This is a genomic window from Corynebacterium meridianum (genome assembly GCF_016342265.1).
GTDB classification, from domain to species: Bacteria; Actinomycetota; Actinomycetes; order Mycobacteriales; family Mycobacteriaceae; genus Corynebacterium; species Corynebacterium meridianum.
Genome location: NZ_JAEIOS010000009.1, coordinates 160,605 through 178,966 on the forward strand (window position 1 = coordinate 160,605; position 18,362 = coordinate 178,966).

Sequence of the window (18,362 nt, forward strand, 5' to 3'; positions counted from 1 at the left end):
ATGATCCGGAACCAACCCCCGATTCCGATGGATCGAAGACGACACCATCTTCTCCCCCGGAAATACCATTGCGGAAACAAAACTATCCTGCCTGCCGATTTCCGGTTCCTACGGGACGCGACCGCCTCCCCGACGAAGCCACCGTGGTTCCTTCCCCTGGGAATTGATGGGTTGGAACCCCGCCGTCGGGGTGTCACGATCAGTGCCGGGCAGCATCACTGCTCCCGGCCCACACGTCGACCAGCTCGGTGAAAAAGAAGGATCCATCATGACCCAGATCTTGGATTCAACCCCCGATACCATGCGTTCCGCGCCCCGGCTGACCCGGAGGGAGGTCGAGGTGGCCCGAACCTGGTTCAGGTCCAGTTCCAAGGCCGTCGCAGCAGGGGTCCTGACCATCCGCGAGGACACCGTCCGCAGCCACGTCACCAATATCCGGAACAAGTACCATGCACTCGGGCGAGACGCCGGAACCAAGTCCGCCATGCGGGCGCGGATGCTCGAGGACGGTTTCCTGGAGGAGACCCACTAGAGGTCGCCGGCGTCCCGGACGAGCATCCCGGCTACGATCCGAGATGCGGCGAGAGCACGGACCGCGACGTCTCCGGGCACAGCGGCCAGGCCCGCCCGGGGATGGACGTCGACCATCGAGGTGAGCTGGTTCCGGTGCAGTCCCAGTTCATCCCAGAGACGGGCGATCCGTACCGCAATGTCCCGCGAGTGCTCGTTCAGATCCCCGGACGCCAGCACTGCTGCCGGGTAGACGGGTACGGCCCCCAGCCCCACACGGGTCCCCTCGGACACGGCGGTCCCGAGACCGTCGAGCTGCTCGGCGCCCGTGACGTGCCGCGGATCAAGGAGAACGGTGTCCGCACGGCAGGTACCCACGACATCCCAGATCGGTGGCGCCGTCGTGAGGTTGAGCAGGACCTCCGGCACGCCGGCGTCCCGCAGTTCTCCGTTGAGCGCGCGCAACCGTTCCGCGGCCTCCGGGACGGGAACGGCGCGAATCGTCTCGTAGTCGGATGTTCCGGACAGACCTCCCCGACACACGGTGGCGAGCAGGGGCTCGTCCACCTGTACCACGACAGCCGAGCCGAACCGACGTTGAACCTCGGCGACGTGGTCGAGCGTTCCGTGGATCAGGGCACCGGTGAGGTCTTTCAGGGCGCCCCGGTCGGTGATCGCCCGGTGCCCGTCGGGAAGTTCGATCGCGGCGGCGAGCGTCCAGGGTCCCGTCACCTGGATTTTCAACGTCCCGATTCCGGTCCCCCAGACATCCCCGCAGGTGTCGAGATCAGCCTCGATGAGGTCCCTCGAACGCCGCGTGAGCAGTTGCGGCCTGGCGCACAGGCGCCAGGCCCTCGGCCCCGGTTCCACCTGCAGCCCCTCAAAGAGCGCCGCGGTGCGTCCGACCGGATCGGACCCCACTCCCCGGCCCGGTAGTTCGGGAAACGCCGGGAGCTGCCCGGTCTCCCCCAGCACGATCTCGGCCGCGGCCGCCATGTCCGTACCGGGCATCGGGCCGAGACCGAATCCACGAGCACGGTCGCCGGTCATCCGGCCGACTCCGTCCCACAGATCGTGCCGGAGCCAATGACGATGTCCCCGCCCGGGTCCGGGAGGTAGAGCACGGCGGCCTGCCCACGGGCGACACCGGAGAGCGGGTCGCAGAGCGCGAGTTCCATCTTGTCGCCGTCGGTGTCGACACGGGCCCGGCACGGCACAACCCCGCCGTGGGCGCGGACCTGCACCTCACAGTCGAACTCACCGGCCATGCCGGGATGGAGGACCTTCAGCCGGTCCGCGTGGATCACCGACACCGCGAGTTTCTCCCGCGGCCCGACGGTGACCATCCCGGTGGCGGCGTCGATGTCGGTGACGTACCTGGGCCGTCCGTCGGCGGCCGGCTCCCCGAGCCGCAGGCCCTTGCGCTGGCCGATGGTGAACGCGTGGACGCCGTCGTGGTCACGGAGCTCGCGTCCCGTCTCGTCGACGACCATGCCGGGGCGCAGACCGATGTGGCGGCCGAGGAAAGCCTGGGTGTCGCCGTCGGGGATGAAGCAGATGTCGTAGGAGTCAGGTTTCTTCGCCACCGCGAAGCCCATCGCCGCGGCTTCGGCACGGATCTCGGGCTTGACGGTGTCCCCCACCGGGAACATGCAGCGGCTGATCTCGCCGGCACCGAGTACCCCGAGAACGTAGGACTGATCCTTGTTCGGGTCGACCGCGCGCCGCAGGTAGCCGTCTCCACCGTCACACGGCTGCGTGAGACGGGCGTAGTGCCCGGTAGCGACAGCGTCGAATCCGAGCGCCACACCCCGCTCCAGCAGTGCGGTGAACTTGATCTTCTCGTTGCACCGGAGGCAGGGGTTCGGGGTTTCCCCGTGGGCGTAGGAGTCGATGAAGTCGTCGATGACCTCGGCGCGGAACCGCTCGGAGAAGTCCCACACGTAGAAGGGGATGCCGAGCGCGTCACACACCCGCCGGGCGTCCGCGGAATCCTCCAACGAGCAGCAACCGCGGGCGGAATCGCGGACGGTCTGCGGGTCCAGGGAGAGCGCGAGGTGAACCCCGGTGACGTCGTGCCCGGCGGCCTTCGCCCGGGCTGCGGCGACGGCGGAATCAACGCCGCCGCTCATCGCCGCAAGTACTCGCATGGTCGCTGTCCTCCCGTGTCTCCCTGTTCCCGTTCACGGCCCGGCACCACGCTGACCGCGCGGTGAGCCGTGCCCCAGGGTAGCGGGCCGTGGGGGGATCATCCCAACCGGGTGAAACTCACCGCCCGCAGGACAGTTCCGTCTCTCCCGGAACCGTCGCGGCCAGCAACGTCATGTCTGCGGGGAGGGTGACCGGTCCGAGGTCCCGGGTGCACGTGGTGTCGTCGGGATCGAACGCGGTCGCGGAGAACGACCCCGTCGATGGGTCACCGTCCCAGGTGACGACGAACGGAGCGACATCACCGCCGCCCGTGACCGTCGCACCGGTGATGCCGACGGGGCCCGAATCGGCGCTGTGGAAACGGGGTTCCGGGGTGAAGGTATAGCTCTCTACGATCCCATCGGCGCTGATGCGGTGGATCGAGCCGTCGGCCGTGGTGCCCTCGGAGGTGTCTTTACCCCGTGCCTCGGACGCGGGCCGGAAGGTGCTGACCGTGGCACGGGTGGCCGCACCTTCTTCAACGGTCACCGCCGTACCGTCGCCGGACACCCAACTGGCCGTATCGCCGCAGCCTGCACGGCCCCACACCGGGGCGGGGCTGGCGGGGAGCACCTCCGAACGGATGTCCGCCGGACCTGAGGCCGTGATGCGGGAGACGGCCACATCCCTGCCGAGCTCCCCGCCGTCGAAGCTCGGTGCCGGGGAGGCGGCCTCCAGCCAGGAGACGTGCCCGTCGGCGCACTGTGTCAGGCCCACCGGCACGGAGTTCGAGATGGTGCTGAAGGTCGTCCCGTCCGTGGACACGGTGACGATGAGGTGCCGGTCCGGGTGCTGGCCGTCGCCGACGGCATAGGCGAAGGCGGCGGTGTCCCCGTCCGCAGAACCGACGGCATGTGTGACGAAGCCGGTGGAGTCGCCTTCGGCGTGGGCGATCTGCTTCAGATCGGCGGCGAAGACGGTGGCTCCGGATGAGTCGGCGACGGCGACGGCCCCGTCCGCCAGGCGGACGATCCCGGGACTGACCGATCCCGGGGCGGAGGTGAGGACGGTGACGGTGCCGTCGGTGGCGACGTCCATCGTCTCGGTCGAACCGTCATTTCCGGCGACGACGAACAACCGGGAATCTCCGGGGGACGGAGACACCGTCGTCGGTGTCTCAGCCGGCTGGGCGGTGTCGGTCGGCCCCGTGGAACACGCGGTGGCGAAACTCAGGGGCAAGACCACCGCGGTGAAAGAGCGGATGAGCGCATGCCGGTCGTTCAGGGCTGACAACGTTGTTCTCCGTTCATCGAGGACCGTGGAACGGGTCCATGCTACAGCTCCCCGGCGGTGGTGATCCCGCGACCGGGAGGAGCAGCGCCACCGTCGGGATACGCCCACTGCCCGGGCTGCGGTCCGACCACTCAGGCCATCCCCGCGAGCCTCGCCCGGGCGACCACGTCGGCGATGACCTCGAGAACCTTGTCGACGTCGGAGTCCGTGCTCGTGGGACCGAGTGTGAAACGCACGGCCCCGCGGGCGTCGTGCTCGCTGACACCCATCGCGAGCAGCACGTCGCTGGCACGGTTCACACCGGCGGAACAGGCGGAACCGGTGGAACAGGCGATGCCCGCGTTGTCGAGCAGCATGATGAGGCTGTCCCCCTCCGCACCGGGGAAAGACAGGTGCAGGTGCCCCGGAAGCCGTTCGACCTCCGCGCCGTGGACCAGGACATCGTCGACGCGGTCCAGAATCCCGGCCTGGAGCCGGTCGCGCAGTTCGGTGATACGGGTGGTGGCCCCGCTCAATTCGGAGACAGCCTCGGTGAGGGCCTCGGCCGTGGCGACGGCACCGGCCACATTGGCGGTTCCGGGTCGGATGCCTCGTTCCTGTCCACCGCCGAACAACACCGGTACCGGCGCGGGTGAGCGTCTGGCGATGAGCAGCCCGACCCCGCGCGGCCCGCCGAACTTGTGTGCCCCCGCGGCGAGTGTTGTCGCACCGAGGGCAGCGAAGTCCACGGGCAGGTGCCCGACGACCTGCGTCGCGTCCACGTGCACCGGGGTCCCGGCGGCGGCTGCGCGGGTGCAGATCTCGGCGACGGGTTGGATCGCACCGGTTTCGTTGTTGGCCCACATGCACGTGGCCAGCGACGCCCGTGTGTCCAGCCGCGAGTCGGGGACGACCACGCCATCGGGTCCCACGGGGAGCAGGTCGGGATCGGCGCCTTCCCCGGCCAGTGCCTTGACCGTCTCCGCGACGGCCGGGTGTTCGATCGGGGTGGAGATGATCCTTCCCCGACCCGCGGCACGCCAGAGCCCCTGGACGGCGATGTTGCAGCTCTCGGTACCTGAACCGGTGAAGATGACCTCTATCGGCTCACAGTCGAGGGCGTGGGCTATCCGTTCCCGGGCTTCCTCGAGGGCCGCCCGGGCGAGACGCCCGGACGCGTACTGGCCGCCGGGGTTGAGCAGTCGCGCGGTATCAGCCCACGCAGCCACGGCGCACGGGCGGATCGGGGCGGTGGCGGCGTGGTCGAGGTAGTGCAGCGATTCCGGCACGGAACTATCCCTGCCTGCGGCGCTTGATCTCCTCGGTGAGTGCCGGGGCGATGCTGAACAGGTCCCCCACGACGCCGAGATCGGCGATCTCGAACAGGGGCGCGTCCTCGTCGTTGTTGACGACGACGATGGTCTTGGAGGTCTGCATGCCGGCCTTGTGCTGGATGGCGCCGGAGATGCCGAGACCGATGTAGAGGTCAGGTGCGACGGACACACCGGTCTGGCCGATCTGGTACTGGCCGCCGTACCAGTCGTGGTCGATGGCGTCACGGGTGGCACCGACGGCTCCGCCGAACGCGTCGGCGAGTGGTTCGACGATGTCGGTGAACCCCTCGGCGGACCCGACACCGCGGCCACCGGCCACGACGATCTTCGCCTGTGCGAGGGCGGGTCGCTCGCCGCGTTCAGCGGGGGTGAATCCGGTGACACGGACGTCCTTCTCCCCTGCGCCGGGCAGTTCGAGAGTGACGAGTTCCCCGGCCCCGGGACGGGATTCCGCGTCGACGGCTCCGGCGCGCACGGCGTAGATGGGGCACTCGCCGCCGACGGCGGCGGTGACGGAGATCGTGTCACCGAAGATGGACTGCTGTGCGGTGCGGTCGGCGTTCACCCCGACGACGTCGCACAGGACCCCGGAACCCAGGCGTACGGCGAGGCGGGCGGCGATCTCGTCACCGGCGGGTGACGAGGGAACGAGGACGGGGGCGGGGTTCGAGGACGCGAGGATGGACAGGGCATCGACCGCGGGGAGGACGAGCCGCTCGCCGACGTCCGCGCCCTCGGCGGCGACGATCTGGTCGGCACCCGCCGCGGCCAGGGCCTCGGCCAGCGGAGCCGCGGTTCCCGGGGCTCCGACGACGACGGCGCTGACGGCCCCGAATGCGCGGGCGGCGGTGATCAGTTCTGCGGTGACTTCGTCGAGCGCGCCGTCGGTGTGCTCGACCAGTACGTATGCGTGGGACATTGCGGGTTCTACTCCTGGGGTTGCGTGGATCTGCGGGGCGGGACGTGCGACTAGATGAGGTTGCGGGACTCGAGGAAGTCGGCGATGGCGACGGCGGCCTGGCCGTTGTCGCGGATGATCTCACCCTGGCTGCGCTCGGGGCGTTCGGCGGCGGCCGTGACCGCGGTCGCGGCGTGGGCTCCCCCGACCTGTTCCGCGGTGACGGCGGTGTCCGCCAGGGACAGGCGCGTGATCTGGGCCTTCTTCGCGGCCATGATGCCCTTGAAGTTGGGGAACCGGGGACGGTCGGCCTGGTCGGTGACCGAGATGACCGCGGGGAGGGTGGCGGCGAGCTCGAACTCACCCCGCGGGGTCTCCCGGACACCCGTGACGGTCCCCTCCGCGGCGCTGACGGTGGCGCTGCGCAGGTGGGTCAGCGCGGGGATGGTGCGGTACTCGGAGAGGATCCCGGCCATCCCGCCCATCAGTCCGTCCGAGGAGCGGTTTCCGGTGACGATGAGCTTGAGGTCGTCGAGCCCCAGCGCGGACATCGCCGCATCGATACCGCAGGTGAGCGACCACGCGGTTCCGGGCAGATCCGAACCGGCGATTCCCTCATCCGACAGCAGCACGGCGTCATCGACGCCCATGGCGAGTGCCTTGCGCAGTGCCTCCTCCGCCCGACCGGTTCCCGCGGTGAGGGCGACGACCCGCCATCCCGCGTCGGCGTCCGTCTCACGGATCTTCAGCGCCTGTTCGACGGCGTACTCGTTGATCTCATCGATGACCTCGTCGACGTTGTCGCGGTCGAGGGTGAAGTCCTCGGCCAGCTTCTTCTGCGACCAGGTGTCGGGGACGTGCTTGACCAGTACCACGATCGTGGGCATGCGGTGTGGGCCTTCCTTGTTTTTCAGGTGTATCGGATTTCGTGGTCACCCGTGCATCGTCTCTCCGGTCAGAGCGGCGAGATCACGGGTCCCAGGCTGGCCGCCAGTCTAGCCGCCGTGGAGGCTCCCGTCGCCACCGGGCGAACAACCTGTCAGGTACGGTCAACGCCGTCGGTACGGGGTCCGCAGACCAGGGCGACACCGGCCGAACCGATCCGGGTCACCACGACCGCCATGGGTCGTTCACCGGCGGGTTTGAGGTTTCGGCGGAGTCGGTCCGGATCGATGTCCACGCCCCGCACGAGTATCTCCAGAGACCCGCACCCATGTTTCCGGAGAGCGGCCTTCAGTTTCTTCAGCGGTACCTGTTCGATGAATGGAAATCCGGTCCGGCCCTCCGGTATCAGGTCTCCGGTGAGGTGGGCGATCCGGTCGTCGAGCATCCACAGCCCCTCACGCAGCGCGTAGTGACGGACGAGTCCCGCCCGGACGACGGCACCGTCGGGGTCGATGATGTACCGGCCGGGTGGACCGGCGAGGCTCTCCCCGTCACCGTCCCCGGAGAGGTCGGTGATCCGATCGATGTGTGGGTGCTCTCCCGGTGACGTGGAGATGAGCACGGCTTCGCGGTGCTCCCCTTCCCCGAGGGCCGGAGAATACAGACATGCCTCCTTGACCCCACCGTCGACGCTGACGACGCTGACCGGCCCGTCCCATCCGCTGAAGTCCAACCCGGGTGCGCACTTCACCGCCACGGGGGTCCCTGCGTGCGCGGCGATCAGGTCGGGCAACGGTGGGAGCAGCTGATCGGGGCGGGTGATACGGCGACCTCCCGCCCGGCGTGCGGGGTCGGCCACGACGGCGTCGACGGCTCCCGGGCGCAGGGGCGGGGCGAGGGCGTCCGCGACCGCGACCGCCGAACCGGTGTTGACCCGGGCCATCCGGGCCCGGACGGGATCGAGGTCGGATCCGGTGACGGTGAGTCCCGCGTCGGCCAGCGGCCGTAGTTCGGTACCGATGGAGCAGGTCACGTCATGCACCCGCGCCCCGGCCCCCAGGTTTTTTGCGATCCTCCGAGCCCGGACGGCGGCGACGACCGGAGGGGTCGCCTGCTGGGCGGATTCACCGCACATGAGCCAGTCGGAGGGAAGCTTGCCGGTGGTCGAACGGCGCGCGGCGACGAGTTCGGTGACGGCGCGGGCGTGTTCGCCGAAGTGCCTGCGCAGCACCTCGGTGTCGGCGATGAGGCTGCTGCGGGTGAGCGCGAGTTCCGCGGTGGCGTCCGCTATCTCCGGGCGGTGGGACCGGAGGAAGTCGACCTCCTGGAGCGTGTACGACATCTACTTCCGGTGGCTCCCCCGCCCGGCGCGGGGTGCACGTCGGGCGAAGTACCGGCCGTCGATGCGGTCGAGCTGGATCGGCTGGTGGAACGCGCGTGTGAGGTTCCCGCTCGTGAGGACGTCGTCGATGAGGCCCTGTGCGACCACCGTCCCTTCGTCCAGGAGCATAGCGTGGGTGAAGCCGGCGGGGATCTCCTCGACGTGGTGGGTGATCATCACGATAGCCGGGGCGTCGGGATCGAGCGCGAGTTCACCCAGGTGCCCGACGAGGTCCTCGCGCCCGCCCAGATCCAGACCGGCCCCGGGTTCGTCGAGGAGCAGGAGCTCCGGGTTGGTCATGAGTGCCCGGGCGATGAGCACACGCTTGCGCTCCCCCTCCGAGAGGGTCCCCCACGTGCGCCCCTGCAGGTGGTACGCACCCACCTGCTCGAGGATGGTGCGCGCCTGCTCGAGGTCGCGCTCGTCGTACTCCTCGCGCCACCTGCCGAGGATCGCGTAGCCCGCGGAGACCACGAGGTCCCCGACCTCCTCGGCAGGAGGGATGCGGTTGCCGAGGGCCGCGGACGACACCCCGATCATGGCGCGGAGGTCGCGCATGTCGGTGCGCCCGATGCGCTCACCCATGATGAAGGCGACTCCCTCGGAGGGGTACTCCTCGGCCGCCGCCATCCGGAGGAGTGTCGTCTTCCCGGCGCCGTTCGGTCCGATGATCACCCACCGCTCGTCGAGTTCCACCTGCCAGGTGACGTGCCCGACGAGTGTGGCCCCGTCGCGGATGAAGGACACGTCGCGGAAGTCGATGAGCAGGTCCAGATCGGTTTCGGTCTCATTCACAGTCACCCCTCCATCATGGACCATCCGGAACCGGTTCGGCGTCTGCCACGTCCGGGGTGGAAACCGTACACCCCTTTGACTCGAAGGTGAGCCAAACCTATCATCAACCCTGTTCGGGCGGTCCCTTTTCAGGGATCTGGTCCCGATTTCCATGGTTCCTCCGAGCCGGGTCGCCTGAGACACCTCGCCTCCCTCTGTCCCGACCGGGACCACCATCCACCATTTTCCACAGGGAGAAGACATGAACAAGCACCTGATGAGGAAGGCTGCGGCCATCGCCGTCGCCGCCGCCACGATCACAACCACACTGACAGCCTGCAGTTCGGACGACACAGGGGGGTCCACCGGAGAATCCACCACCGCACCCGCCACGGCGACCTCCGGGCAGTCCGGTGAACAGACCGCGGACCCCCGCCTGGAGGCCTCCGTGTGCGGCACCCCGGAGGACGACGGTGAGAACCACGAGATCCCGATCGGTTCCACGACCGCTGGCCCCTTCGACATCGATGCGGCGTACTTCCAGCCCGCCTACATGAACAACAACGGCGACAGCATGCCCTCGTACAGGGACTCGATCGCCCACATCGAAGCGGATGTCAAGACCAACGAGAAGGGCGAGGACTACGGTTGGGCCGTCGGTGAGACCCCTGCGGATCTCAGGATCAGTTACACGATCACGGACGCGGCCGGCAAGGAGGTCGTGTCAGGCAAGTTCATGGAGATGAACGCGGTCGACGGCTCACACTACGGAACGAACATCCCCCGGACCGCCGAATCCAAGGGCCTGGTCGGGACGCTCGACGACCCGGCGCACCTCACCCTGACACTCAAGGTGGAGGCCCCGGAGAACTATCCGCTGCACATCGACCGCAGGACCGGTGTCAAGGAGCACGAATGGTTCAAGCCGATCACCGTCACGATGGAGATGCTCTACACCGGCGAACAGCTCAAGTGCATCGTGGATGATCCGGTCGCGGACAACTCCTAGATCCTCCCCCGTTCACGCGCAGCCCCGGGCACCCGACAAGGTGTCCGGGGCTGCGCGTGAACGGGACGGGAATCAGGCGGGTGCATCAGGGAGCGCTCCACTAGACTCGGTCGTGTACGGGTGGATCAACCGCGGTACCCGTCGATCCACCGTCCACCGGCCGCAGCCGGTGCGATCCGGACAACCATGAATGAGGAAACTGTGACGAATCGCCTTGGCCTAGATGATGTCCGCCCCGTGATCTCCGGGGGTCGCCACCCCACGAAGGCCGTGGTCGGTGAGGTGGTGCCGATCTCCGGGTTGGCATGGCGCGAGGGACACGACGCCCTCTCCGCGACCCTCAACGTCCGCGGTCCCGAGACCTCCCCCGGTTTTCGGCGCACCGTCCGCATCCCGATGCACACCAGCCCGCACGACCAGGACCAGGTCAACGCCGTCATCGTCCCGGACGCCCCGGGGATGTGGACCTTCCGCATCGACGTCTGGTCGGACCCGGTCGCCACCTGGCGGCACGCGGTGACCTCCAAGATCGACGCCGGCCAGACCCGCGCTGAACTGGCGAATGATCTCGAGATCGGTGCGCGCCTGTTCCTCCGTGCCGCGGAGGGAGCACCGAAGAAGCGGCGTCCCGAATTCGCGTCCGTGGTCGACAGTCTACGTCGCGAGGACCTCTCCCCCGCCGAGGCCGTGGCCCCAGCCTTCGAGGGTGACTTCGTCGACCTCCTGGACAAGCATCCGCTCCGCGAACTGCTGACCCGCGGCATCACCCGTAAGATCAAGGTCGAACGCCCGAAGGCGCTGTTCAGCTCCTGGTACGAGTTCTTCCCCCGGTCGACAGGTGGAGTCGACGAGGAGGGACGTCCGGTGCACGGTACGTTCGCCACCGCGGCCGCCGAGCTCGACCGTGTCGCGGGGATGGGCTTCGACACCGTCTACTTCCCGCCGATCCATCCCATCGGTGAGATCAACCGCAAGGGACGCAACAACACCCTGACCCCCACCCCTGAGGACGTCGGCTCACCGTGGGCCATCGGATCCACCGTGGGTGGCCACGACGCCGTACACCCCGCGCTGGGAACCATCGCCGACTTCGACACACTGGTGTCCCGCGCGGAGGAACTCGGTCTGGAGGTCGCCCTCGACCTCGCGCTGCAGTGCGCCCCGGATCACCCCTGGGCCGCCGAGCACCCCGAGTGGTTCACGGTGCTGCCCGACGGCACGATCGCCTACGCCGAGAATCCCCCGAAGAAGTACCAGGACATCTACCCCCTGAACTTCGACAACGACCCCGAGGGGCTCTACCGGGAGATACTCCGCGTCGTGCTGTTCTGGGTGGGCCACGGCGTCACCACGTTCCGCGTGGACAACCCGCACACCAAGCCCGCCAACTTCTGGGAATGGCTCATCAACGCCGTCCATGAGAAGCACCCGGAGGTGATCTTCCTCGCCGAGGCCTTCACCCGTCGGCCCCGCCTGTACGGTCTGGCGAAGGCGGGATTCAGCCAGTCCTACACCTACTTCACCTGGCAGACCACGAAGCGGGAACTGACCGAGTTCGGTGAGGAGCTCTCCCGGATGGCGGACGTCTGCCGTCCGAACCTCTTCGTCAACACCCCGGACATCCTGCACGCCTCGCTGCAGTACGGCGGGCGCGGAATGTTCGCGCTGAGGGCCGTCCTCGCGGCAACGATGTCCCCGTTGTGGGGCGTCTACTCCGGGTACGAGCTCTACGAGCACCGGGCTCTCAAGCCCGGCAGCGAGGAGTACCTGGACAGCGAGAAGTTCGAGCTCCGTCCCAGGGACTACGCCGCCGCGGAAGAATCCGGCGACTCACTCTCGGTGTTCATCAGGACCCTCAACCGGGTCCGCCGGGAGCACCCCGCCCTGCAGCAGCTCCGGATCCTCGACTTCCACGCCACCGACTCCGACCAGATCATCGCCTACTCGAAGGTCGATCCGGTCTCCGGCGACGCGGTCCTCGTGGTGGTCAACCTCGACCCCTACAACGCGGTGGAGACGACGGTGCACCTCGACCTCGAACGGCTGGGCCTCGAACCGGGCGCGATGTTCGACGTCCACGATGAGATCAGCGGTGCCGACTACCTCTGGGGCGAGCACAATTACGTCCGTCTCGAGCCGTGGAACAACGTCGCGCATCTCCTCGTCCTGCCCACGGTGAAACCCGAACTCCGCGAGCAGCTCGCCTGGCGTCGGATCGACCGCTACCGGGCCTAGTATCCCGCCCCGGGGTCCGCGTACCCTGCAGCAGCAGCCGCCGCCCCGGGCGTCGACACGTCAGCCCCGCGCCACAGTCAACCCACCTTTAAGGACACCGCCATGAACTCCCCGAACGTTCCCGAACGACTCCTCATCGCCGACGGCGACTGGCAGCTGCTCTCGACCTGCCGCCACCACGACCCCCACGGCGTTTACGGCTGGCACCACACCGAGTCCGGCTCCGTGGTCCGGACCCGCCAGATCGGAGCTGAACGGGTCCAGCTGCACGTGGAGGGGCGCGAACCCGTCGACATGCAGCCCATCGGCGACGACGTCTACGTCGCCGCCCTCCCGGACACCAACTCGGTCGCCTACGAGCTGATCATCACCTGGTCGGGCGGTGCCACGGTGACCCGTGCCGACGGCTACTGTTTCCTCCCGACACTCGGGGAGACCGACATCCACCTGATCAACGAGGGACGTCACGAACGTCTCTGGGAGGTGCTCGGCGCCCGGGTCCGCCGCTATGACACCGTTCTCGGCACCGTCATCGGCACCTCCTTCGCGGTGTGGGCACCCAACGCGGCGGGCGTCGCCGTCATCGGCGACTTCAACGGCTGGAACCCGTCCCAGACGCCGATGCGCGCCCTCGGATCCTCCGGCGTGTGGGAGGTGTTCGTTCCCGGCGTGTACGCCGGCGAGGTGTACAAGTTCGCGATCCACACGCACGACGGCACCCGCCTCGACAAGGCGGATCCGATGGCACGGCTGACCGAGGCACCGCCCGCCACGGGTTCCATCGTGGCCGAATCGGACTATCGGTGGCGCGACTCGGGGTGGCTCGAGCAGCGCGACTCGACCGACTGGGACGCGTCCCCCATGAGCATCTACGAGGTGCACCTCGGTTCCTGGAAGTACGGCCTGAGCTACGCAGAACTTGCGGATGAACTGGTCGACTACGTCGTCGACATGGGCTACACGCACGTCGAGTTCATGCCGGTCGCAGAGCATCCCTTCGGAGGCTCCTGGGGCTACCAGGTCACCGGCTACTACGCACCCTCCTCAAGGTGGGGTACCGCGGACGAGTTCCGGGCACTGGTCGACGCCTTCCACGCCCGCGGCATCGGTGTCCTCGTCGACTGGGTTCCGGCGCACTTCCCCAAGGATGAGTGGGCTCTCGCCCGGTTCGACGGCTCAGCTCTCTACGAGCACCCTGACTGGCGGCGCGGCGAGCAGCTCGACTGGGGCACCTGCGTCTTCGACTTCGGCCGCCCGGAGGTCCGCAACTTCCTGGTGGCCAATGCACTCTACTGGCTGGAGGAATTCCACATCGACGGCCTGCGGGTCGACGCCGTCGCCTCGATGCTGTACCTCGACTACTCCCGCAAGGAGGGCGAGTGGCTGCCGAACATCCACGGTGGCCGCGAGCACCTGGAGGCGGTGCAGTTCCTCCAGGAGATGAACGCTACCGTGCACAGGCACCACCCGGGTGCACTGACCATCGCCGAGGAGTCCACGTCCTGGCCGGGTGTGACCGCACCGACCACCGAGGGCGGACTCGGGTTCTCCATGAAATGGAACATGGGGTGGATGAACGACACCCTGCGCTACTTCGGTGAGGACCCGATCAACCGCAGCTGGCACCACAACGAGATCACGTTCTCCCTGGTGTACGCGTTCTCCGAGAAGTTCATCCTGCCGATCAGCCACGACGAGGTCGTCCACGGCAAGGGCTCTCTGTGGGAGCGGATGCCCGGTGATTCCTGGAACAAGGCCGCCGGTGCGCGGACGCTACTCGCCTACATGTGGGCGCACCCGGGCAAGCAGCTGCTGTTCCAGGGCCTCGAGTGGGCGCAGACCTCCGAGTGGTCGGAGAGCCGCTCCCTCGACTGGGGCAACCTCTTCGGCTGGGAGGGCGAGTACCACACCGGCGTCCGCGACCTGGTGCGGGACATGAACCACCGCTACGTCGATGAACCGGCCCTCTACACCCGGGACTTCACCGGCGACGGGTTCGACTGGGTGAAGGCCGACGACGCGGAGAACAACATCCTCGCGTTCCTCCGCCACGGCGCCGGCGGCGAGGAACTGCTCTGCGTCAGCAACCTCGGCGGCACCAGTCAGCTGTCCTACACCTTCGGGCTGCCGGTCGGCGGTGACTGGGAGCTCGTGCTCAACACCGACTCGGCGGACTACGCCGGTGCCGGCAACGACCTCAGCGCGGTCGTCCACGCCGACGACTACGGCTGGGACGGCAAGCCACACTCGGTGACTCTGCATGTGCCGGCGATGTCGACCCAGTGGTACCGCCTCCGCGGCTGATCAACCGGCTCCACCACATGACCCGGTGCCCCGTGCAGTCCCCTGATGACAGGGGTCGCACGGGGCACCGGGTCATTGACTGATCGATCGTTCAGAACAGGGCACTGGCCATCCGGCCCCGGGCCGCGATGACCCGGGGATCATCGGTGGCGAACAGCGCGAAGAGTTCCAGCAGCCGCTCCTTGACCGCGGCTTTGCGGTCGCCCGTGTTCGAGGCGAGCAAGGTGATGAGCCGATCGAAGGCGGGTTCCGGATCGCCCGCGGCGATGGTCGCGTCCGCGGCCGCGAAGGCCTTGTCGATGTCGGAGGGGTCCGCGTCGGCCTCAGCGACGGCGTCCACCGCGGGATCCGCCCCGGACAGGCGCTTGAGCAGACGGGCGTTGTCGCGCGCCAGTTTCGCGTCCGTGTTCGCGGGTTCCTTCGCCAGGATGTCGTCGTAGACGGCGATGGCCGCGTCGAAATCACCCTGTGCCATGGCGTCCTCCGCCGGAGCGAAGCGCGGGTCCCCCGGATCCTCATCGTCGGCGGATTCCCCGGTGCCGCTCTGCTGCGGGAGCCCCTGGAGCTTCCCGGCACAGGCCCCGACCACGGCGGCGGTCCACTCCTGCAGTGCGGACTGCGGCTGGCCGCCCTGGAAATCCGCGAGCGGGCGCCCACCGGCGATGGCGATGACGGTCGGCAGCGCCGTCGCACCGAAGATCTGTGCCAGTTCAGGCGCGGCCTGTGCGTCGATGTACCCGAACAGCCAGTCGTGGCCGGCGGCCGCCGCGAGATCCGTCAGGTCGGTGCGCAGCTGCCGGGAGGATTCGACCTCATCCGAGCCGATGAGCAGGACGACCGGGACCTGCATCGATCGCTCGATGACCTCGATCTCGATGTTCGACCGGGTGACGGTGAAGGAGGTGGGTACCCCTCCCCCGGTGTCCCCTCCCCGGGACTGCGCCTGGGAGCGGGCCTCCGCCCGGGCCTTGATCTCGCCCAGATCCACGGCTCCGGCGGTGAAACGTTCGGGAGTGGTCATAGTCCGTTCTCCTTTTGCTCGGCTGCGGCCAGGCGCCGGTTCACGGCGTCGACCTTGGCGGTCAGCTGACCAGTGTAGCCCGGTCGGATGTCGGCCTTGAGAACCAGCCCGACCCGCGGAGAGACAGCGACGACGGCCTCGGTGGCGCGCTTGACCACGTCCATGACCTCGTCCCATTCACCCTCGATGAGGGTGAACATGGCGTTGGTCTCGTTGGGCAGGCCGGAGGCGCGGACGACCCGGACGGCTTCGGCGACGGCGTCGGCCATCTCCGCCTTACTGCCGGGCGTTTCGGTGGGGGCAACTGAGAATGCGACGATCATGGATCCAGGCTACCGAAGTGCTCCCGGTATCCGTCCGAACAAGGCCCGGGCGGCCCGTGACGGGAGTAAAATCGCGGGCATGAACAATCCCATCGATATTCCCCATGAGTACGTCACCTGCCTCGATCACGTCGGCATCGCGGTCCCTGACCTGGATGCGGCTCTCGAGTTCTACCGGAGCGCCTTCGGCTGGGTGAACCTCCACCAGGAGACGAACGAGGAGCAGGGGGTCGTCGAGGCTATGGTCGGTCCCGCAGACCACGCACCGACCGCCGGTGTCATCCAGCTCCTCGCACCGCTGAATGAGTCCTCCACCATCGCGAAGTTCCTGGAGAAGAAGGGGCCGGGACTGCAGCAGATGTGCCTGCGCACCAGCAACATGGACGCGCTGTGTGAGCACCTCCGCGGCAGCGGCGTCCGGCTCCTCTACCCGGAGCCGAAGCGCGGTACCGGTGGCGCGAGGATCAACTTCGTCCACCCGAAGGATGCCGGTGGTGTCCTCCTCGAGCTCACCGAGCCCGCGGCCGACTAACGGCGCTCCCAGCAGTGCCGGTGCCAGTGCCGCCGGTCATCGGCGCCGCGCCCGAAATTCCGCGGCCACGCGACAATGTGTGCGACTCCCGGCGGTATGTTCTGGTTGCACCCGGGACAGACGTAGAATTTGCTCGCCCTGCTCGATCCGATCCTCCGCACGAGATGCGGCGCCCCACCGGTGTACGACGGCCCGGGCATCTCCTGGGTGCCGTAATAGACCGCACCGTCCCTCGGCAGTGACCTGGGTGCCTGCGGGTTGGAGCGCCCCGCTCGGTGCCCTCGCCTCGAATGGTTGCGCCGGGGCATCAGAAGAGCCGTAGCTCAGCCGACTCGGTGCCACGCAGTGCCTGGTAGTCGAGAACCACGCACCGGATGCCGCGGTCCTCGGCGAGGGTACGGGCCTGTGGTTTGATCTGTTGCGCGGCGAAAACTCCGCGAACCGGTGCGAGGAGCTCGTCCCTGTTGAGCAAGTCCAGGTACCGGGTCAACTGCTCGACACCGTCGATCTCGCCGCGACGCTTGATCTCCACCGCCACAGCCTCGCCGGCGGCGTCCCGGCAGAGGATGTCGACGGGTCCGATGGCCGTGGGGTACTCACGGCGGACGAGGGTGTACCCGTCACCGAGGGTTGTGATCTGTTCGGCGAGAAGCTCCTGGAGGTGGGCCTCCACGCCGTCCTTGATCAGGCCGGGGTCCTGTCCCAGCTCGTGGGTGACGTCGGAGTGGATCTCCTCGATGGTGATCCGGAGCTGTTCCCCCTTGGAGTTCTCCACGATCCAGAGCGTGCGCCCGGCGTCGTCCTCGTCGACATCGACCGCCACGGATTCCTCGCGAAGGGTGCAGGGTGGGGTCATCCAGTTCAACGGCTTATAGGCGCGGTCATCGGCGTGGACCGACACCGAGCCGTCGGCCTTGACGAGGAGCAGTCTGTCGGCGGACGGGAGGTGTGCCTCCAGCCGTCCTATGTAGTCGACGGCACAACGGGCTATGACGAGTCGCATTCCACGTAGTTTAGCGTGCCCGGTCCGACCGACGGACGCGACCCGCACCGGTCACCGGTCGAGCGGTCGAAACCGACGCTCCTGTCGGGCGCTGGGCGCGGATTCTATCCAGGACGTCAGCGCCGTCTCACCGTGCCCGTCGAGGGCCAGTTCGTAGCGTCCACCATCCACCGTCAGCTCGACGATGCGTACGCTGGCGGGCATGAAGGCTCTCTCACCTGCGGCCGGGTCACGGCGCCCGGTGACCTCCGCCCCGGTACGGGGGAAACGGATGTCCGCTGCGGGGGAGACGGAACGGAGCTTGTAGAACTCCAGCCCGGAGCCCGAGTAGCGGAGTGCGCCGTGACGCCATCCGTGGACACCGCTCGCCGGGAGTTTCCGGAGAAGAATCCCGGCCCCGGTCGCACGCACCCGCAGAAAACGCCATCCCACGAGTACCATCAGGACACACAGTGACGTGGACAGCCCGTACCAGAAAAACTCCACCGATCACTCCCTCATCATTCAAGGTGCGGCGGCACATCCCCGGAATACCAGCGACGCTGACACCTGGTGCACCGCTTTTCTGTGATCCTACCCCTGGCACGTCTGATCAACGAACTTTTCCCCACGGGGGTCCCCACCGCAAGAAAACAGCTGTTCACCGGGGATAAAACCACACTCCGGGCGGGGCCGCGGAGACCGGGTGGGTGATACGGCCACAAACACCTGGACGAAAAATGGCCTGTTCCGGGGAACCGTTTTCTGGTTC

At 68.0% G+C, this 18,362-nt stretch carries 18 protein-coding genes; 5 read left to right on the plus strand and 13 right to left on the minus strand.

What is annotated here, in order from left to right:
* The first annotated feature begins 268 nt into the window (after positions 1-268).
* Positions 269-532 (plus strand): LuxR C-terminal-related transcriptional regulator, encoded by a 264-nt coding sequence (locus tag JDV75_RS00770; RefSeq protein WP_232958042.1) that lies wholly within the window; start codon positions 269-271, stop codon positions 530-532.
* Here the strand turns inward: JDV75_RS00770 and JDV75_RS00775 are convergent.
* From JDV75_RS00775 to JDV75_RS00810, 8 genes are all read right to left on the minus strand, one after another.
* On the minus strand, positions 529-1,560 hold the full coding sequence (locus JDV75_RS00775; RefSeq protein ID WP_198737357.1) for a uroporphyrinogen decarboxylase/cobalamine-independent methonine synthase family protein: 1,032 nt from the start codon (positions 1,558-1,560) through the stop codon (positions 529-531). The genes JDV75_RS00770 and JDV75_RS00775 overlap by 4 nt on opposite strands.
* Positions 1,557-2,660 carry a tRNA 2-thiouridine(34) synthase MnmA gene (gene mnmA, locus JDV75_RS00780; RefSeq protein ID WP_198737358.1) on the minus strand — a complete coding sequence of 368 codons (1,104 nt, stop codon included), beginning with the start codon at positions 2,658-2,660 and terminating at the stop codon, positions 1,557-1,559. Before mnmA ends, JDV75_RS00775 begins: the two co-directional genes overlap by 4 nt.
* A 118-nt stretch (positions 2,661-2,778) precedes the next feature.
* Positions 2,779-3,933 (minus strand): hypothetical protein, encoded by a 1,155-nt coding sequence (locus tag JDV75_RS00785; protein ID WP_198737359.1) that lies wholly within the window; start codon positions 3,931-3,933, stop codon positions 2,779-2,781.
* A 131-nt stretch (positions 3,934-4,064) separates the two neighbouring features.
* Positions 4,065-5,201 carry a cysteine desulfurase family protein gene (locus tag JDV75_RS00790; RefSeq protein ID WP_336244264.1) on the minus strand — a complete coding sequence of 379 codons (1,137 nt, stop codon included), beginning with the start codon at positions 5,199-5,201 and terminating at the stop codon, positions 4,065-4,067.
* A 4-nt stretch (positions 5,202-5,205) separates the two neighbouring features.
* Positions 5,206-6,165 (minus strand): electron transfer flavoprotein subunit alpha/FixB family protein, encoded by a 960-nt coding sequence (locus JDV75_RS00795; RefSeq protein WP_198737360.1) that lies wholly within the window; start codon positions 6,163-6,165, stop codon positions 5,206-5,208.
* Positions 6,166-6,215: 50 nt separating this feature from the next.
* Entirely contained in the window at positions 6,216-7,031 is an 816-nt protein-coding gene (locus JDV75_RS00800; protein ID WP_198737361.1) for an electron transfer flavoprotein subunit beta/FixA family protein, read from the minus strand.
* Positions 7,032-7,183: 152 nt separating this feature from the next.
* Positions 7,184-8,371, minus strand: coding sequence for a class I SAM-dependent methyltransferase (locus tag JDV75_RS00805; RefSeq protein ID WP_198737362.1), 1,188 nt, complete (start codon positions 8,369-8,371; stop codon positions 7,184-7,186).
* Positions 8,372-9,229: an ABC transporter ATP-binding protein gene (locus tag JDV75_RS00810; RefSeq protein WP_198737363.1), complete on the minus strand. Its 858-nt coding sequence runs from the start codon at positions 9,227-9,229 to the stop codon at positions 8,372-8,374. It abuts the gene before it with no gap.
* A gap of 217 nt (positions 9,230-9,446) precedes the next feature.
* On the opposite strand from JDV75_RS00810, the gene JDV75_RS00815 reads away from it, so the two are divergent.
* From JDV75_RS00815 to glgB, 3 genes are all read left to right on the plus strand, one after another.
* A complete protein-coding gene (locus JDV75_RS00815; protein WP_198737364.1) occupies positions 9,447-10,193 on the plus strand; it encodes an iron transporter in 747 nt (248 codons plus the stop codon).
* Positions 10,194-10,394: 201 nt separating this feature from the next.
* The gene (locus JDV75_RS00820; RefSeq protein ID WP_198737365.1) at positions 10,395-12,428 is read left to right on the plus strand and encodes a maltotransferase domain-containing protein; all 2,034 of its coding nucleotides are present in this window, start codon (positions 10,395-10,397) and stop codon (positions 12,426-12,428) included.
* Positions 12,429-12,530: 102 nt separating this feature from the next.
* Complete coding sequence (gene glgB / locus JDV75_RS00825; RefSeq protein ID WP_198737366.1) at positions 12,531-14,732, plus strand: 1,4-alpha-glucan branching protein GlgB; 2,202 nt, start codon at positions 12,531-12,533, stop codon at positions 14,730-14,732.
* A 91-nt stretch (positions 14,733-14,823) separates the two neighbouring features.
* Here glgB and JDV75_RS00830 read toward each other — a convergent pair whose 3' ends face one another.
* Positions 14,824-15,753 (minus strand): tetratricopeptide repeat protein, encoded by a 930-nt coding sequence (locus JDV75_RS00830; RefSeq protein ID WP_198737367.1) that lies wholly within the window; start codon positions 15,751-15,753, stop codon positions 14,824-14,826.
* Positions 15,750-16,076 carry a thiamine-binding protein gene (locus JDV75_RS00835; RefSeq protein ID WP_198737368.1) on the minus strand — a complete coding sequence of 109 codons (327 nt, stop codon included), beginning with the start codon at positions 16,074-16,076 and terminating at the stop codon, positions 15,750-15,752. Before JDV75_RS00835 ends, JDV75_RS00830 begins: the two co-directional genes overlap by 4 nt.
* Before the next feature lie 79 nt (positions 16,077-16,155).
* On the opposite strand from JDV75_RS00835, the gene mce reads away from it, so the two are divergent.
* Positions 16,156-16,608 carry a methylmalonyl-CoA epimerase gene (gene mce / locus JDV75_RS00840; protein WP_198737369.1) on the plus strand — a complete coding sequence of 151 codons (453 nt, stop codon included), beginning with the start codon at positions 16,156-16,158 and terminating at the stop codon, positions 16,606-16,608.
* Here mce and JDV75_RS11845 read toward each other — a convergent pair.
* Genes JDV75_RS11845 through JDV75_RS00850 form a run of 3 tightly spaced genes read right to left on the minus strand, consistent with a single transcriptional unit; the run spans position 16,605 to position 18,097 of the window.
* Positions 16,605-16,916, minus strand: a complete 312-nt coding sequence (locus JDV75_RS11845; protein ID WP_232958044.1) for a hypothetical protein — start codon at positions 16,914-16,916, stop codon at positions 16,605-16,607. The genes mce and JDV75_RS11845 overlap by 4 nt on opposite strands.
* Positions 16,916-17,611: an endonuclease NucS gene (gene nucS / locus JDV75_RS00845; protein WP_198737370.1), complete on the minus strand. Its 696-nt coding sequence runs from the start codon at positions 17,609-17,611 to the stop codon at positions 16,916-16,918. Before nucS ends, JDV75_RS11845 begins: the two co-directional genes overlap by 1 nt.
* 51 nt (positions 17,612-17,662) lie before the next feature.
* Positions 17,663-18,097, minus strand: a complete 435-nt coding sequence (locus JDV75_RS00850) for a DUF2550 domain-containing protein (RefSeq protein WP_248096968.1) — start codon at positions 18,095-18,097, stop codon at positions 17,663-17,665.
* Between the last annotated feature and the right edge of the window lie 265 nt (positions 18,098-18,362).

What these genes read in the sequence shown, in the direction of transcription:
- JDV75_RS00810 (WP_198737363.1), bottom strand. Translation starts at nt 9,229, where the DNA reads ATGGTCCATGATGGAGGGGTGACTGTGAATGAGACCGAAACCGATCTG.
- JDV75_RS00795 (WP_198737360.1), bottom strand. Translation starts at nt 6,165, where the DNA reads ATGTCCCACGCATACGTACTGGTCGAGCACACCGACGGCGCGCTCGAC.
- glgB (WP_198737366.1), top strand. Translation starts at nt 12,531, where the DNA reads ATGAACTCCCCGAACGTTCCCGAACGACTCCTCATCGCCGACGGCGAC.
- mce (WP_198737369.1), top strand. Translation starts at nt 16,156, where the DNA reads ATGAACAATCCCATCGATATTCCCCATGAGTACGTCACCTGCCTCGAT.
- mnmA (WP_198737358.1), bottom strand. Translation starts at nt 2,660, where the DNA reads ATGCGAGTACTTGCGGCGATGAGCGGCGGCGTTGATTCCGCCGTCGCC.
- JDV75_RS00770 (WP_232958042.1), top strand. Translation starts at nt 269, where the DNA reads ATGACCCAGATCTTGGATTCAACCCCCGATACCATGCGTTCCGCGCCC.
- nucS (WP_198737370.1), bottom strand. Translation starts at nt 17,611, where the DNA reads ATGCGACTCGTCATAGCCCGTTGTGCCGTCGACTACATAGGACGGCTG.
- JDV75_RS00775 (WP_198737357.1), bottom strand. Translation starts at nt 1,560, where the DNA reads ATGACCGGCGACCGTGCTCGTGGATTCGGTCTCGGCCCGATGCCCGGT.
- JDV75_RS00800 (WP_198737361.1), bottom strand. Translation starts at nt 7,031, where the DNA reads ATGCCCACGATCGTGGTACTGGTCAAGCACGTCCCCGACACCTGGTCG.
- JDV75_RS00830 (WP_198737367.1), bottom strand. Translation starts at nt 15,753, where the DNA reads ATGACCACTCCCGAACGTTTCACCGCCGGAGCCGTGGATCTGGGCGAG.
- JDV75_RS00835 (WP_198737368.1), bottom strand. Translation starts at nt 16,076, where the DNA reads ATGATCGTCGCATTCTCAGTTGCCCCCACCGAAACGCCCGGCAGTAAG.
- JDV75_RS11845 (WP_232958044.1), bottom strand. Translation starts at nt 16,916, where the DNA reads ATGCCCCGGCGCAACCATTCGAGGCGAGGGCACCGAGCGGGGCGCTCC.
- JDV75_RS00805 (WP_198737362.1), bottom strand. Translation starts at nt 8,371, where the DNA reads ATGTCGTACACGCTCCAGGAGGTCGACTTCCTCCGGTCCCACCGCCCG.
- JDV75_RS00815 (WP_198737364.1), top strand. Translation starts at nt 9,447, where the DNA reads ATGAACAAGCACCTGATGAGGAAGGCTGCGGCCATCGCCGTCGCCGCC.